13 protein-coding genes are annotated in these 15772 nt (G+C 64.4%); 6 read left to right on the top strand and 7 right to left on the bottom strand.

The genetic code is table 11. From position 1 onward, the window contains the following. Nucleotides 1-6: 6 nt before the first annotated feature. The 6 genes from RR51_RS04415 to mreB form a co-directional block, all read right to left on the bottom strand. On the bottom strand, nucleotides 7-3840 hold the full coding sequence (locus RR51_RS04415) for a YhdP family protein (protein ID WP_039612739.1): 3834 nt from the start codon (nucleotides 3838-3840) through the stop codon (nucleotides 7-9). 82 nt (nucleotides 3841-3922) lie between these two features. After that, nucleotides 3923-5380, bottom strand: a complete 1458-nt coding sequence (gene rng / locus RR51_RS04410) for a ribonuclease G (RefSeq protein WP_013971067.1) — start codon at nucleotides 5378-5380, stop codon at nucleotides 3923-3925. A gap of 54 nt (nucleotides 5381-5434) precedes the next feature. Further along, on the bottom strand, nucleotides 5435-6046 hold the full coding sequence (locus RR51_RS04405; protein ID WP_039612738.1) for a Maf family protein: 612 nt from the start codon (nucleotides 6044-6046) through the stop codon (nucleotides 5435-5437). Nucleotides 6047-6079: 33 nt separating this feature from the next. Continuing rightward, the gene (gene mreD / locus RR51_RS04400) at nucleotides 6080-6568 is read right to left on the bottom strand and encodes a rod shape-determining protein MreD (RefSeq protein ID WP_015269051.1); all 489 of its coding nucleotides are present in this window, start codon (nucleotides 6566-6568) and stop codon (nucleotides 6080-6082) included. Further along, the gene (mreC, locus tag RR51_RS04395) at nucleotides 6568-7602 is read right to left on the bottom strand and encodes a rod shape-determining protein MreC (protein WP_236693253.1); all 1035 of its coding nucleotides are present in this window, start codon (nucleotides 7600-7602) and stop codon (nucleotides 6568-6570) included. Before mreC ends, mreD begins: the two co-directional genes overlap by 1 nt. 196 nt (nucleotides 7603-7798) lie before the next feature. Beyond that, entirely contained in the window at nucleotides 7799-8836 is a 1038-nt protein-coding gene (gene mreB, locus RR51_RS04390) for a rod shape-determining protein MreB (RefSeq protein ID WP_003255163.1), read from the bottom strand. Nucleotides 8837-9041: 205 nt separating this feature from the next. Between mreB and gatC the strand changes: the two genes are divergently transcribed. The 6 genes from gatC to RR51_RS04360 all read left to right on the top strand — a co-directional run bounded on the left by gatC (nucleotide 9042) and on the right by RR51_RS04360 (nucleotide 14260). After that, the gene (gene gatC, locus RR51_RS04385) at nucleotides 9042-9329 is read left to right on the top strand and encodes an Asp-tRNA(Asn)/Glu-tRNA(Gln) amidotransferase subunit GatC (RefSeq protein WP_003255165.1); all 288 of its coding nucleotides are present in this window, start codon (nucleotides 9042-9044) and stop codon (nucleotides 9327-9329) included. A gap of 15 nt (nucleotides 9330-9344) precedes the next feature. Beyond that, entirely contained in the window at nucleotides 9345-10796 is a 1452-nt protein-coding gene (gene gatA, locus RR51_RS04380; protein WP_039612736.1) for an Asp-tRNA(Asn)/Glu-tRNA(Gln) amidotransferase subunit GatA, read from the top strand. Nucleotides 10797-10807: 11 nt separating this feature from the next. Beyond that, nucleotides 10808-12253, top strand: a complete 1446-nt coding sequence (gatB, locus tag RR51_RS04375) for an Asp-tRNA(Asn)/Glu-tRNA(Gln) amidotransferase subunit GatB (RefSeq protein WP_039612735.1) — start codon at nucleotides 10808-10810, stop codon at nucleotides 12251-12253. 143 nt (nucleotides 12254-12396) lie between these two features. Continuing rightward, nucleotides 12397-12771 carry a septal ring lytic transglycosylase RlpA family protein gene (locus RR51_RS04370; protein ID WP_023662789.1) on the top strand — a complete coding sequence of 125 codons (375 nt, stop codon included), beginning with the start codon at nucleotides 12397-12399 and terminating at the stop codon, nucleotides 12769-12771. Between the two features lie 60 nt (nucleotides 12772-12831). Beyond that, a complete protein-coding gene (locus RR51_RS04365; RefSeq protein ID WP_039612734.1) occupies nucleotides 12832-13875 on the top strand; it encodes a calcium/sodium antiporter in 1044 nt (347 codons plus the stop codon). 10 nt (nucleotides 13876-13885) lie between these two features. Further along, nucleotides 13886-14260 (top strand): carboxymuconolactone decarboxylase family protein, encoded by a 375-nt coding sequence (locus tag RR51_RS04360; RefSeq protein WP_013971059.1) that lies wholly within the window; start codon nucleotides 13886-13888, stop codon nucleotides 14258-14260. A gap of 126 nt (nucleotides 14261-14386) precedes the next feature. On the opposite strand, the gene RR51_RS04355 is transcribed toward RR51_RS04360, so the two are convergent. Continuing rightward, nucleotides 14387-15745: an amino acid permease gene (locus tag RR51_RS04355; protein ID WP_013971058.1), complete on the bottom strand. Its 1359-nt coding sequence runs from the start codon at nucleotides 15743-15745 to the stop codon at nucleotides 14387-14389. Nucleotides 15746-15772 lie beyond the last annotated feature (27 nt).

Genomic DNA, 15772 nt, shown 5'->3' with positions numbered 1-15772 from the left:
GCACTCCTAGCGGGATTTCTCGAAAGGTTTCACAAATGTGATTCTAGGCTCTTTCACCGGACCTTCGACACGGTAGTGCACGCTGGCGAAGCGTGACACCCGGTCACCGATCAGCCGGTCCACCAGGAATAGCGCCCCGCCCACGGCTGGCGCGCCGACAATCAGGGCTGCCAGCGGCAGGTTGTTGGTCACTGGCAGACTTACCTGCAGGTTGGCATCGACCCGGTCGCGCACCAGGTCCAAGGTGCCGTCCAGCTCGAAGTTGCTCGACGGGCCAGTCACGGCGATTGGCTCGCGCGTCACATAGACACCGTCACTGGCTACCAGCAAGCCTTTGACACGGTCGTAGGCCAGGCCCTTGTCGAACAGGTCGGAGAAGTCCAGGCGCAAGCGCCGGCCGATGGAGTTGAAGTTCAGCAGGCCGAACACCCGCAGCGCCTGGGCACTGCCCTCGACCTCAACGAACTGGCCGGTGCGCAGGGCTGCGTCCATGCTGCCGGAGAAGCGCTTGAGGCTCACCGAGGCCGGCGAACCCGGCCAGCGGCCATCCACATCCAGGCGGAAGTCGCGGCTGGTCACGGTCGGTGCAAAACCCCAGGCCTTGAGCACATCCGCCAGGTTCTTGCCGTCCAGGCGCCCTTTGTACCAACTGCCGGTTTTTCCCGGTTCGCCTTCCCAGCCACCGCCACCATCGATACGCAGGCCTTTGAAGTCGAGGTCTATATCGCTGGCGGTCACGCCACGCGCGGTCGGCCGCAGCTTGAGCGACGCACTGCCGTACAGGTCGTCACCGCGATAGAGCTTGTCAATGCTCAGGTCCAGCGCCGGAACCTTGCGCGGGTCGAACGAAGCCAGCGGGTCCGGGCCCTCCTCGGCCTGTGCCTCTGCCTGCTTTTCCGCCGCGCTGGCGGCGGGCAGGCGCAAGGTCTGCATGCGCACCACCATTGGCGCACCCTTGGCATCCGGCACCCGGGCGTTGCCGATGACTTCCTTGCTATCGAGGCGCAAATCCCAGGCGGGGCCGCCACGGGCCAGGCGCACCACGGCCTGGTTCAGGTCCAGGCCAAAGGCTTTCAGCTGGCCGATGCTCAGGTCTACGCCTTGCAGGTTCTGCCTCGCGCTACCGCCCGGGTCATCGCCGGCCAGGCGCGCCGCCTGTTCCTGCCAGGGCCCCAGGTCCAGCGTCTCCAGGTGCCCGCGCACTCGCAGGCCCTGGCCGGCAGGTACCTGGGCGTCACCGGTGCCCAGCAGCAACTCGCCACGGCCCTGCCCCAGCTTCTCGGCCGGCGCGGCGTAGGCAAAGCGGGCAAGGTCGGTGTAGGCGACATCGAAGCGCCGCTCCGGCCCCTGCAGGGTCATGCTGAAACGGGTGTCACGGGTATCGGACGCTGCCTTGCCAAAGGGTGCTGGCAGGTCGATGGCCAGGCCCTTCAGGCTGGAATTGACGCTCAGGCGGTTGTCTCGGCTACCCAGGCTGACCTGCAACTGGTACGGCAGGTCGCCGGAAGCCGGCAAGGCCTGGTTGAACTGCAGCCAGTCGGTCAGTGCCTTGAGCGACACCTGGCCGCTGGCGTTGACGCGTGTCTGCATCTGCCCGGGCTGGCCTTCGGCGGTGATTTGCGCCGTCACCGGCTTGCCGAAGGCCTGCAGGCTGATGCCCTTGCCGCTCAGGCCCTTGTCCAAATCGAAACTGAAGTCACCCTTCAGGCGGCTCAACTCCAGGCTCGGCGGCGCCACCTTCAGCCGGGCATCGTCGGTGGCAAAGTCCACCTGCACTTTCGGCCGCTGCCCGCGGGCCAGCGGAATGTCGAGCTTGACCTTGCCCTTGAGCGGCCCCTCGCCCTCCCAGCCGGCAAATATCTCGCCAATGCCGATTGGCGCCTCCTTGAGGATCTTCAGGCCATCGCCCAGGCTCCCGTCGAAGTCACCATCGAGGTACAGGTGGCTTTGCTGGCCCTCGTCGACATGCGGGATGTCGACGCTCACATTACTTACCTTGGTGTCGAGGAGTACGCCACGCTGGGCCTTGATGCGCACACCACTGTCCTCGATGAACACATCGCCATCTACGTGCTGCACCTGCGGCCAGCCCGGCTGGAAGTCCAAGGCTGCATCACGCACCTTGAAGAACAGGCTGATGCTGCGGGCTTCCGGCGCGACACCATGGTTCAGCGAGCCTTGGTACTGGAAGTAGCCTTCGTCCACCGTGCCTTTGACGATCGCACTGCGCAGCCATTCGTCGAGTGCCGGGCTGAGCACCTCGGGCAGGTACTTGGCGGTGTAGCGGCCATCGCCTTCGGTCAGGCCGACGCGCAGGTCCATGTAGTCTTCACGGCCTTCTTCGAACAACAGGCGAATGAGGAAGTCACCGGCGATCTTGCCCTCCTCGCCCAGTACCTTGAGGTAAGGCGCGACCAGGGTGAAGCCCTCCTTGTCCAGGGCCCAGGTCAGGCGCGCATTGGCCTTCTGGTAATGCCAGGGTTTGGCGAAGATCGGGTAAAGGTGCAGCATGAACGCATCGGTATCAAGGCGCAGTTCGCCATGACCAAGGTCTCCGCTGATGCTGCCGCTGACGTTACCGGCTGCCGGGGCATTGTGATAGGCATCGAAACCGACCTTCTCCAGGTTGGCTTCGAACTGCAGGCGCTGGTCACCCTCAGCCTTGGGCCGGGCTACCAGACGCACATTGCGCAACGCGCCGGTCACATTCAGGCCATCGACCACAGCCATGACCTTGTCCGGCAGTGGCGCCAGGGCATCGACGAGCGGTGTCAACGGCGTGAGGTCGAGGCGGTCGGCCTGCACGTTCCAGCTTTCCGCGGCAGCGTCCTCGCCTGGACGCTGCTGCAATTGCAGGTGCGACTCCCAACGGGTCTTGCCGACGTCCATGGCCAGGGAGTCGACTACCACATCGAAGCCTTGCTCCTGGCGCTGGAACCAGGCACCCAGGGCCAGGTTGTTCAGCCTGGCCGCCTTGCGCCCGGCATAGGCACCGTGTAGCTCCGGTGCATTGAGGCGTACAACGGCCTGCTGCAACTGCCCCTTGCTCCAGTCGACCCAGAACTCGCCGCCCGCCCGCAGGGCGTCGGCATGCCACTGGCCCAGCAGGCGTGGCGGCAACCAACGCGCCCAGTCACTCTGTGGCAGGCTCAGATAGGCTTCGACCTGGCCGTCGCGCCAGGCGCTGGGCGTGGCACGACTGCGCAGGTTCAGCGACAAGGGTTGGCCATCGGGCAGGGTCGCGCGCAGGTCCAGGGCATGGCGCGAAGCTCCGGCCTGCAGGCCAACGCTCACATAAGTGAGGGTCAACGGGTCGCGCTGCCAGGGGTGCAGGGTGACCTGACTGTCGAACACATCGATGCGGCCCAACTGGCGCAGGCGCTGCAACAACTCGGCAGGGTCAAGCGGCGCATCGTCCTTCTTCGGCAGGCCTTCGAGGCTCCAGGCGCCCTGCTCGTTCTCGCGCAGGATCAGTTGCAGGCCGCCCAACTGAATGCGTGCCAGGCGTACCTCGCGGGCGGTGAGGCTGGCCCAGACATCGGGTACCACCTTGACGTCGTCCAGGCGCAGGGCCGTGGCCCCCTCGCCCAGTTGCAGGTCGCGCACCCGCAGCACCGGTGCCAGGCCGCTCCAGCGGCCTTCCAGGGCACCAACGTGCACGGGCAGGCCCAAAGCCTGCTCGGCCTTGCTTTCCACATCGGCGCGATACTCGGCCACCAACGGCACCAGTTCGCGGCCGAGGCTGACATACAGTGCCACCAGTACCGCCAGCAGAGCGCAAACGCCCAGCCCCCAGCGGGTCAAGGCGACAAGAACGCGGGTCAGACGTCCCATGGCCATTGCCCTCCAGGTCGTTTATCCATGATGGCCCGTAGCCCCGGATTTTCCAGCCCGGGCCACCTGCGGCGCGTTTCAGAAGGCCTCAGAGCAGCACCACATCGTATTGTTCCTGCGAATACATCGACTCCACCTGGAAACGAATGGTTCGGCCGATAAAGGCCTCCAGCTCCGCGACGTTACCGGATTCTTCATCCAGCAACCGATCGACCACCTTCTGGTTGGCGAGCACGCGGTAGCCTTCGGCCTGATATGCACGGGCCTCGCGCAGGATCTCGCGGAAGATTTCGTAACAGATGGTCTCGGGGGTTTTCAGCTTGCCACGGCCCTGACAGGCCAGGCAGGGCTCGCACAGCACCTGTTCCAGGCTTTCGCGTGTGCGCTTGCGGGTCATCTGCACCAGGCCCAGCTCGGTGATGCCGATGATGTTGGTCTTGGCGTGATCGCGCTCCAGCTGCTTTTCCAGCGTGCGCAGCACCTGGCGCTGGTGCTCCTCGTCTTCCATGTCGATGAAGTCGATGATGATGATGCCGCCGATATTGCGCAGGCGCAGTTGCCGGGCGATGGCGGTGGCGGCCTCGAGGTTGGTCTTGAAGATGGTCTCTTCAAGGTTGCGATGGCCGACGAAGGCGCCGGTGTTCACATCGATCGTGGTCATCGCTTCAGCCGGGTCGACCACCAGGTAGCCACCGGACTTCAGCGGCACCTTGCGCTCCAGTGCACGCTGGATCTCGTCCTCGACGCCATACAGGTCGAAAATCGGCCGTTCGCCCGGGTAGTGTTCGAGGCGGTCGGCGATTTCCGGCATAAGTTCGCCAACGAACTGCGTGGTCTTCTGGAAGGTTTCCCGCGAGTCGATGCGGATCTTCTCGATCTTCGGGTTGACCAGGTCACGCAAGGTACGCAGGGCCAGGCCCAGGTCCTCGTAGATGACCGTGGGCGCACCGCAGGTCTTGATCTGGGTGCCGATCTGCTCCCACAGGCGGCGCAGGTAGCGAATGTCCTGCAGGATCTCTTCAGCGCGTGCGCCTTCGGCGGCGGTACGCAGGATGAAGCCACCGGCGTCCTTGATGTTCTCGCTTTCCATGCAGTCGCTGACTACCTGCTTGAGGCGCTCGCGCTCGGCTTCGTCTTCGATCTTCAGGGAAATGCCAACATGGCTGCTGCGCGGCATGTATACCAGGTAGCGCGACGGGATCGACAGCTGGGTGGTCAGGCGCGCGCCCTTGGTGCCGATCGGGTCCTTGGTCACCTGCACCACCAGGGCCTGTCCCTCGTGCACCAGGGCGGTGATGTTCTCTACCGCCGAGCCTTCGCGCTGGGATATTTCCGAGGCATGGATGAATGCCGCGCGCTCCAGGCCGATGTCGACGAAGGCCGCCTGCATGCCCGGCAGCACACGCACCACCTTGCCTTTGTAGATATTGCCGACGATGCCCCGGCGCTGGGTGCGCTCGACATGCACTTCCTGCAGCACCCCGTTTTCCACCACCGCCACGCGCGACTCCATCGGGGTGATGTTGATCAGGATCTCTTCACTCATGGCAGGCTCTCGTCAAAGGTCTTGGATAATGATGGATGGCGTATGCAGTGCTGGCTACCGCTGGTTTGTTACCTCTGGCGTATGCGGGGGCGATTGCCAGCAGGCAATGCCGAATTGGCCAAGCAGTTCGGCCGTTTCACTGAGGGGCAAGCCGACCACCGCCGAGTAGCTGCCGGAAAGGCCGGTGACGAACACCGCGCCCAAGCCCTGGATGGCATAGCCGCCGGCCTTGTCCGCGGGCTCGCCGCTGGCCCAGTAGCGTTGCGCTTCCTCGGCGCTGATCGCACGGAAGCGCACCTTGCTGGTGACGCACAGGCTGTGCACGCGCTGGCCATCGCTCAGGGCGACCGCGGTCAATACCTGGTGCTCGCGGCCCGAAAGGTCGGCCAGCATGGCCAGGGCATCATCGCGGTTTTCCGGTTTGCCGAGAATACGACCATCGAGCACCACGGCAGTGTCTGCGCCCAGCACCACAGCCGGACCTTCGAGGCAGGCCAGGCCGGCGGCAGCCTTGGCCCGGGCCAGGCGCTCGACGTAGGCCGGTGCGCTTTCATCGGGCAGTGGGGTTTCATCGATGGGGGCACTGACGACACTGAACGGCACACCGATCTGGGTCAGCAGTTCACGACGACGGGGCGAGCCGGAGGCCAGGTGTAGCGGGTTCATGCAGACATCTCCCTGTCAGTCGCGGCGGCGCCGTCAGTTGATATGCAAGCGTCGGCGCAGGTCGCGTAGGGCGAAACTGATCCACGGCCAGAGCAAGGCACTGATCACCGCTGACCAGACCAGCGCCAGGGTGGGCAGCCGGTTGCCGGTCAGCGCGCTGAGCCACAGCTGGATCAGCTGGGCAATGCCGAAGATCACCAGGATCACCAGGCTCTGCTGCCACATGGGGAACATGCGCAGGCGCTGCTGCAAGGACAGCACCAGGAAGGTGATGAGGGTGAGGATCAGCGCGTTCTGACCCAGCAGGGTGCCGTACAGCACATCCTCGGCCAGGCCCAGCACGAACGCGGTGGTCATGCCGACCTTGTTCGGTACGGCGAGGGTCCAGAACGACACCAGCAAGGCCAGCCACATGGGCCGGAATACTTCCATGAACTGTGGCATGGGCGAGACGCTGAGCAGCAGGCCGATGGCGAAAGTCAGCCAGATGACCCAGCCGTTGTTGCGGCGTGATGCAGCCATCATTGCCTCCGGGTGTGAGCGGGTGCGGCAGGCGCGGCAGCCGGCGTGGCAGGTGCGACCGCCGGAGCTGCAGGCTGCGCAGCCGGGGCTGTCGGGGCCGCTGGTGTGGCCGGCGTGGCAGGGGCGCTGCCAGCTGGTGCGCCCTGCTCACCCGTCGTGGCCGGCTGGCCTGGGGCCGAGGTGCCCTTGCGGTCAGCCTCTTCCTGGGCAATGGCGGCATCGGTGGCGCGCTGTTCCGGGCTGCGCCGGTCGCTGAACACCAGCAGCATGTAGCGGCTGCGGTTGAGCGCGGCGGTTGGGATGGCACGAACGATGGCGAACGGCTGGCCGGAATCGTGGATCACTTCGTTGACCGTGGCCACCGGGTAACCGGCCGGGAAGCGTTGCCCCATGCCGGAACTGACCAGCAGGTCGCCTTCCTTGATGTCGGCGGTATCGGCCACATGGCGCAGCTCCAGGCGCTCCGGGTTGCCGGTACCGCTGGCGATGGCGCGCAGGCCGTTGCGGTTGACCTGCACCGGGATGCTATGGGTGGTATCGGTCAGCAACAGTACCCGCGAGGTGTACGGCATCAGCTCGACCACCTGGCCCATGAGGCCACGGGCATCGAGCACCGGCTGGCCGAGGAACACGCCATCACGTTCGCCCTTGTTGATCAGGATGCGGTGGGTGAACGGGTTGGGATCGACACCGATCAGCTCCGCCACTTCGACCTTTTCGTTGACCAGCGCCGAAGAGTTGAGCAACTCGCGCAGGCGCACGTTCTGCTCGGTCAGGGCCGCCAGTTTCTGCAGGCGCCCCTGCAGCAGCAGGGCTTCGGTCTTGAGCTTTTCGTTTTCGGCGATCAGTTCGGTGCGGCTGCCGAACTGGCCGGCCACACCTTGCCACGCACGCTGCGGCAGGTCGGTGATCCAGTACGACTCCATGAGTACCAGGCCCATCTGGCTGCGCACTGGTTTAAGCACGTCGAAGCGCGCGTCGACAACCATCAACGCGACCGACATCACCACCAGGACGAGCAGGCGAACGCCCAGCGAAGGGCCCTTGGAGAAAAGCGGTTTAATGGGCCGTTCCTCGTGGACGACTCAGGAGGTCATTGGACATGGGACAACGCACCAGCCTGGTTGCGGGTTGACGGATACGGCGCCCCGAACGGGCGCCAGCCCAGCACATACAGGTAGCACTGTGCGTACTACCTGTAAACCGGGCGCTCGTGAACAGCGAGCGGAATCACTCGCTGGAGAGCAGGTCCATCGCGTGCTTGTCCATCATCTCCAGGGCGCGACCGCCGCCACGGGCGACACAGGTCAGCGGGTCTTCGGCGACGATCACCGGCAGGCCGGTTTCCTGGGCCAGCAGCTTGTCGAGGTCACGCAGCAGCGCGCCACCACCAGTCAGCACCAGGCCACGCTCGGCGATGTCCGAGGCCAGCTCGGGCGGCGATTGCTCCAGGGCACTCTTGACCGCCTGGACGATGGTCGCCAGGGATTCCTGCAGCGCTTCGAGCACTTCGTTGGAGTTCAGGGTGAAGGCACGCGGTACGCCCTCGGCCAGGTTGCGGCCGCGCACGTCGACTTCACGTACTTCGCCGCCCGGGTAGGCAGTACCGATTTCCTGCTTGATGCGCTCGGCGGTGGACTCGCCGATCAGGCTGCCGTAGTTGCGGCGCACGTAGGTGACGATGGCTTCGTCGAAGCGGTCGCCGCCAACGCGGACGGATTCGGCATAGACCACGCCGTTCAGGGAGATCAGCGCGATTTCAGTGGTACCACCACCGATATCGACGACCATCGAACCGCGGGCTTCTTCGACCGGCAGGCCGGCACCGATGGCGGCGGCCATCGGCTCTTCGATCAGGAACACTTCACGGGCACCGGCACCCAGCGCCGATTCGCGAATGGCGCGGCGCTCTACCTGGGTCGACTTGCACGGCACGCAGATCAGCACGCGCGGGCTCGGCTGCAGGAAGCTGTTCTCGTGAACCTTGTTGATAAAATATTGCAACATTTTTTCGCAGACGCTGAAGTCGGCGATGACGCCGTCCTTCATCGGACGAATGGCAGCAATGTTGCCAGGCGTACGGCCCAGCATGCGCTTGGCTTCGGTACCGACGGCGACGACGCTTTTCTGGTTGCCATGGGTACGGATGGCAACAACCGAGGGCTCATTCAGGACGATACCGCGCTCACGCACGTAAATAAGGGTGTTGGCAGTACCCAGGTCGATGGACAGATCGCTGGAAAACATGCCACGCAGTTTCTTGAACATGGGAAAGTGACCCTGGGGAAAGCGTGGGTAAAAAAGTGCGGCAAACTCTAACAATGGCAGGGATTTTGGGCAAGGAGCCAATATGTTAAATTGGCTGTTTTTCCGAGCACGCCAGCAGAATTTCGCGGCCGTTAGACCGCCAGAAAGCTGACATGTTCCTCACTGCGGACCCGAATTCCGGTCTTTGTTTCCCCTGGAGATCCCCATGGCGCTTGAACGCTGCGACGTGGAAAAGATCGCCCATCTGGCCCGTCTGGGCCTGAATGATGGCGAACTGCCACGCATTACTGACGCACTGAACAGCATTCTCGGGCTGGTCGACCAGATGCAAGCGGTCGACACTACTGGCATCGAGCCACTGGCCCACCCCCTGGAGGCCAGCCAGCGCCTGCGTCCCGACCAGGTCACCGAAAGCAACCAGCGCGACGCCTACCAGGCCATCGCGCCGTCGACCGAAAGCGGTCTGTACCTGGTTCCCAAAGTCATCGAGTAAGGGATAGTGCCTGCCATGCATCAATTGACCCTGGCCGAGATCGCCCGCGGACTCGCCGACAAGTCGTTTTCCTCCGAAGAGCTGACCGGCGCCCTGCTGGCGCGCATCAAGCAGCTCGACCCGCAGATCAACAGCTTCATCAGCGTCACCGAAGACCTGGCCCTGGGCCAGGCGCGTGCCGCCGACGCCCGTCGCGCCGCTGGCGAAACCGGCGCGCTGCTGGGTGCCCCGATCGCCCACAAGGACCTGTTCTGCACCAACGGCGTACGCACCAGCTGCGGCTCGAAGATGCTCGACAACTTCAAGGCGCCGTATGACGCCACCGTGGTTGCCAAGCTGGCCGAAGCCGGCATGGTCACCCTGGGCAAGACCAACATGGACGAATTCGCCATGGGTTCGGCCAACGAATCCAGCCACTACGGCGCGGTGAAGAACCCATGGAACCTTGAGCACGTCCCGGGCGGCTCGTCGGGCGGTTCGGCCGCGGCAGTGGCTGCACGCCTGCTGCCAGCCACCACCGGCACCGACACCGGCGGCTCCATCCGCCAACCGGCGGCACTGACCAACCTCACCGGCCTCAAGCCAACCTACGGCCGCGTGTCGCGCTGGGGCATGATCGCCTACGCCTCCAGCCTCGACCAGGGTGGCCCGCTGGCCCGTACCGCCGAAGACTGCGCCCTGTTGCTGCAAGGCATGGCCGGTTTCGACGCCAAGGACTCCACCAGCATCGAAGAGCCGGTGCCGGACTACAGCGCCAACCTGAATGCTTCGCTGCAAGGCCTGCGCATCGGCCTGCCGAAGGAGTACTTCGGTGCCGGCCTCGACCCACGCATCGCCGACCTGGTCCAGGCCAGCGTCAAGGAGCTGGAAAAGCTCGGCGCGGTGGTCAAGGAAATCAGCCTGCCGAACATGCAGCACGCCATCCCGGCCTACTACGTGATCGCCCCCGCTGAAGCCTCGTCCAACCTGTCGCGTTTCGATGGCGTGCGCTTCGGCTACCGCTGCGAGAACCCGAAAGACCTCACCGACCTGTACAAGCGTTCGCGTGGCGAAGGCTTCGGTGTCGAAGTGCAGCGCCGCATCATGGTCGGCACCTACGCCCTGTCGGCCGGCTACTACGACGCCTACTACGTGAAGGCGCAGCAGATCCGCCGCCTGATCAAGAACGACTTCATGGCCGCCTTCAACGAAGTCGACCTGATCCTCGGCCCGACCACGCCAAACCCGGCCTGGAAGCTCGGCGCCAAGAGCAGCGACCCGGTCGCCGCCTACCTGGAAGACGTCTACACCATCACCGCCAACCTGGCGGGCCTGCCGGGCCTGTCGATGCCGGCCGGCTTCGTCGATGGCCTGCCGGTCGGCGTGCAGCTGCTGGCGCCATACTTCCAGGAAGGCCGCCTGCTCAACGTCGCGCACCGCTACCAGCAAGTGACCGACTGGCACACCCGCGCCCCCAACGGCTTCTGAGGAATTCACACATGCAATGGGAAGTTGTGATCGGGCTGGAAATCCACACTCAGCTCGCCACCCAGTCGAAGATCTTCTCCGGCAGCGCCACCACCTTCGGTTCCGAGCCGAACACCCAGGCCAGCCTGGTTGACCTGGGCATGCCTGGCGTACTGCCAGTACTGAACCAGGAAGCCGTGCGCATGGCGTGCATGTTCGGCCTGGCCATCGATGCCGAGATCGGCAAGCGCAACGTGTTCGCGCGCAAGAACTACTTCTACCCGGACCTGCCAAAGGGCTACCAGATCAGCCAGATGGACTTGCCGATCGTCGGCAAGGGCCACCTGGACATCGCCCTGGAAGACGGCACCATCAAGCGCATCGGGGTAACCCGCGCGCACCTGGAAGAAGATGCCGGCAAGAGCCTGCACGAAGACTTCAGCGGCTCCACCGGCATCGACCTGAACCGTGCCGGCACCCCGCTGCTGGAAATCGTCTCCGAGCCCGACATGCGCAGCGCCAAGGAAGCCGTGGCCTACGTCAAGGCAATCCACGCGCTGGTGCGTTACCTGGGCATCTGCGATGGCAACATGGCCGAAGGCTCGCTGCGTTGCGACTGCAACGTGTCGATCCGCCCGAAAGGCCAGGCCGAGTTCGGCACCCGCTGCGAGATCAAGAACGTCAACTCGTTCCGCTTCATCGAACGCGCGATCAACAGCGAGATCCAGCGCCAGATCGACCTGATCGAGGACGGCGGCAAGGTGGTACAGGAAACCCGCCTGTACGACCCGAACAAGGACGAGACCCGCTCCATGCGCAGCAAGGAGGAGGCCAACGACTACCGTTACTTCCCCGACCCGGACCTGCTACCGGTGGTGATCGAGGACAGCTTCCTCGAAACCGTCCGCGCCGGCTTGCCGGAACTGCCGACGCAGAAGGTCGAGCGCTTCCAGAACCAGTACGGCCTGTCGGCCTACGACGCCAACGTGCTGGCTTCCAGCCGCGAGCAGGCGGACTACTTCGAGGAAGTGGTGAAGATCGGTGGCGATGCCAAGCTGGCTGCCAACTGGGTCATGGTCGAACTGGGCAGCCTGCTGAACAAGCTGGGCATCGAGATCGACCAGGCGCCGGTCAGCGCCGCACAGCTGGGCGGCATGCTGCTGCGTATCCGTGACAACACCATCAGCGGCAAGATCGCCAAGACCGTGTTCGAGGCCATGGCCGCCGGTGAAGGCGATGCCGACAGCATCATCGAAAGCAAGGGCCTGAAGCAGGTCACCGATACCGGTGCGATCGACAAGATGCTCGACGAGGTGCTGGCGGCAAACGCCGAGCAGGTCGAACAGTACCGCGCGGCCGACGAGGCCAAGCGTGGCAAGATGTTCGGCTTCTTTGTCGGCCAGGCGATGAAAGCCTCCAAAGGCAAGGCCAACCCGGGGCAAGTGAACCAATTGCTCAAGACCAAGCTCGAAGGGTGATTGTTTTACCCCTGTAGTCCTGCGAGGGCTTCGCCCTCGTTCGCGGCTAAAGCCGCTCCCACAGGTACAGCGCAGCTCGCCAGTGCAGCGCCGTACCTGTGGGAGCGGCTTTAGCCGCGAATGGCCGCACCGGAGCATTCGAATTGCTAAAGCGATCCCTGAGCACCCTCGCCCTCTTCTCCCTGCTGGCCGGCTGCGCCAGCCAGGACATCGACCCCGACGGTTACGACAAGACCGGCACCGCCTCCTATTACGGCTCTCGCCACCACGGCAAACGCACCGCCAGCGGCGAACCGTTCAACCAGCACGGCCTCACCGCCGCCCACCGCAGCCTGCCCTTCGGCACCCGGGTACGGGTGACCAACCTGGCCAACCAGCGCAGCGTCGTGGTGCGCATCAACGACCGTGGCCCACACACCCGCGGCCGCCTGATCGATCTTTCACGTGCCGCCGCAGAAAAAATCGGCATGATCCGTAGCGGAACCGCGCGCGTGCGAGTACAAGGGCTTAGCGACTGACGCGACAGGAGTCCGACCATTTTCGACCTGGCTACCCTACCTACCACCAGCCTCCTGCAACTGGGCATCGCCCTGCTGTTGCTGGTCGGCGGTGCCGAACTGCTGGTACGCGCAGCCCTGCGCCTGGCCCAGCGCCTGCACGTACGCCCGCTGATCATCGGCCTGAGCCTTGTGGCCTTCGGCAGCACAGCACCACAGATGACCGTCAGCCTGCAGGCCGCCTACCAGGGTGCGCCAGATGTGGCGGTAGGCAGCGTGATCGGCAGCAACATCTTCAACGTGCTGGTCATTCTCGGCCTGGCCGCACTGATCATCCCGCTGCGCGTGTCGCGGCAACTGGTGCGCCTGGACATTCCACTGATGATCGTCGCCAGCGGCCTGGTCTACGCGTTATCCGCAAACGGCCACCTGGGCCGGGCCGAAGGGGTGTTGCTGCTGACCGGACTGGTCGGCTACCTGGCAATGCTTTGGCACCAGTCGCGCCACTACGCCCGCACCTACCCCGCACCGACCACCGTCACCAGCAGCGCCGGGCGCTTCTGGTCGGGCACGCTGCTGCAGGTGCTGGCCGGCCTGGGCCTGCTGAGCCTGGCAGGTCACTTGTTGCTGGAAGCCGCCGTGGAGGTGGCCACCGACCTGGGCCTGTCCGAGCGCATCATCGGCCTGACCGTCGTTGCCATTTGCACCTCCCTGCCGGAACTGGCCGCTGCGCTGATCGCCGCCCTGCGCGGTGAACGGGAAATCGCCGTGGGCACAGTGATCGGCAGCAACCTGTTCAACCTGCTGGCCGTGCTGGGCCTGACCGCGCTGGTCACTCCCGAGCCGCTGTCGATCTCGCCCAACGCCTTGGCCTTCGATCTGCCGGTAATGCTGGGTGTTGCTGCGCTGAGCCTGCCGGTGTTCTATTCCGGCTACCGCATCACTCGCGCCGAAGGCTTGGTGTTCCTCTGCCTGTACCTGGCCTATGGGCTGCACGTGGCGGCGTTCACCATGGGCATGCCACTGGCCGGCCGCCTGGAGCGGTTGATGCTGTTCTACGTACTGCCGGTGCTCGCCATGGTGTTGCTGTACACCACCGCACGAGCCTGGCGCCGCCAACACTAAGGAAAACAACATGGCTGATAGCAAGAAAACCGGCGAACAGATTCGGCGGCAGGTGATGGGCGATGCGTTCGTCGACCGCGCCCTGGGCAATGCCACCGACTTTACCCAGCCGCTGCAGGACTTCGTCAACGAACATGCCTGGGGCAGCGTGTGGGCCCGCGATGGGCTGCCGTTGAAAACCCGCAGCCTGATTACCCTGGCCACGCTGACCGCACTCAAGTGCCCGCAGGAGCTCAAGGGGCATGTGCGCGGGGCGCTGAACAATGGCTGTACGGTGGAGGAAATTCGCGAAGCGCTGCTGCATTGCGCGGTGTATGCGGGGGTGCCGGCGGCGATTGATGCGTTCCGTGCGGCACAGGAAGTGATCGACAGCTATCAAGGCTGACCCAGCCTTTTTCAGGCTCGGCCTCTTCGCGGGTAAACCCGCTCCCACAGGTACTGCACAGGTCTTAGAGCCTGTGGAATCCCTGTGGGAGCGGGCGTGCCCGCGAAGAGGCCGGTACTGTGTTACCTACCTGGCCTGGCGAGCCTTCTTCATCTTGAAGGCCACCCACAGCACCAGGATCCACCCCGGAATCAGCATCACCGAGATGCGAATCGGCGGGGTCAGGTACATCACCACCAGGATCAGCACGATGAACGCCAGGCACAGGTAGTTGGTTACCGGGTGCCCCCAGCTCTTGTAGAACGGGGTAATCCCGGCCGCCAGCTTGGCCTTGCGGAACTTCAGGTGGGTGATGCTGATGCTCGCCCAGTTGATCACCAGCGCCGACACCGCCAGGGCCATCAGCAAACCAAAGGCTTCACCCGGCATCAGGTAGTTGATCAGTACGCATAGCCCGGTGGCAAAAGCCGACACACCCAGCGCGGTCAGCGGCACGCCGCTACGGCTTACCTTCAGCAACTGACGCGGTGCATCGCCCTGGCTGGCCAGGCCGAACAGCATGCGGCTGTTGGCGTACACGCAGCTGTTGTACACCGACAGCGCCGCCGTCAGCACCACGATATTGAGGATGGTCGCCACCAGGTCACTGTCCAGTTCATGGAAGATCATCACGAACGGGCTGCCACCCTGCACCACCTTTTGCCATGGGTACAGCGACAGCAGCACCGCCAGGGCACCGATATAGAAAATGAGGATACGGTACACCACCTGGTTGGTGGCCTTGGGGATGCTCTGACGCGGGTTGTCGGCCTCGGCGGCGGTGATGCCCACCAGCTCCAGGCCACCAAACGAGAACATGATCACTGCCAGTGCCATCACCAGGCCGGTGACGCCGTTGGGGAAGAAACCGCCGTACTGCCAGAGGTTGGCCACGCTGGCGTCCGGGCCGCCATGGCCGCTGGTCAGCAGCCAGGCGCCGAAGCCGATCATGCTGACGATGGCCACCACCTTGACCAGGGCGAACCAGAACTCCATCTCGCCGTAGACCTTAACCTGGGTGAGGTTGATCAGGTTGATCACCACGAAGAAGATCGCCGCCGTGGCCCAGGTCGGGAAGCCGGGCCACCAGTACTGCACGTAGATGCCCACCGCGGTAAGCTCGGCCATGCCGACCAGTACGTACACCACCCAGTAGTTCCAGCCCGAAACAAACCCGGCAAACTCGCTCCAGTACTGGTGGGCGAAGTGGCTGAAGCTGCCGGCCACGGGCTCTTCAACAACCATTTCACCGAGCTGGCGCATGATCAGGAAGGCCATCAGGCCGGCAATGGCGTAGCCCAGCAGGACGGAGGGGCCAGCCAGCTGGATGGTCTGGGCAATGCCCAGAAACAACCCGGTACCGATGGCCCCGCCCAGCGCGATCAGCTGGATATGGCGATTCTTCAGCCCGCGCTGTAACCGCTCGGGCGTGCTCTGGTCTTGCATGAAGTGTCCTTTAGCTCAGTGAGGCTG

The sequence above is a fragment of the Pseudomonas sp. C5pp genome (genome assembly GCF_000814065.1).
Classification (GTDB): domain Bacteria; phylum Pseudomonadota; class Gammaproteobacteria; order Pseudomonadales; family Pseudomonadaceae; genus Aquipseudomonas; species Aquipseudomonas asiatica.
Note: the sequence above shows the minus strand (reverse complement) of the source record. Positions and strands in the feature narration are given on the sequence as shown.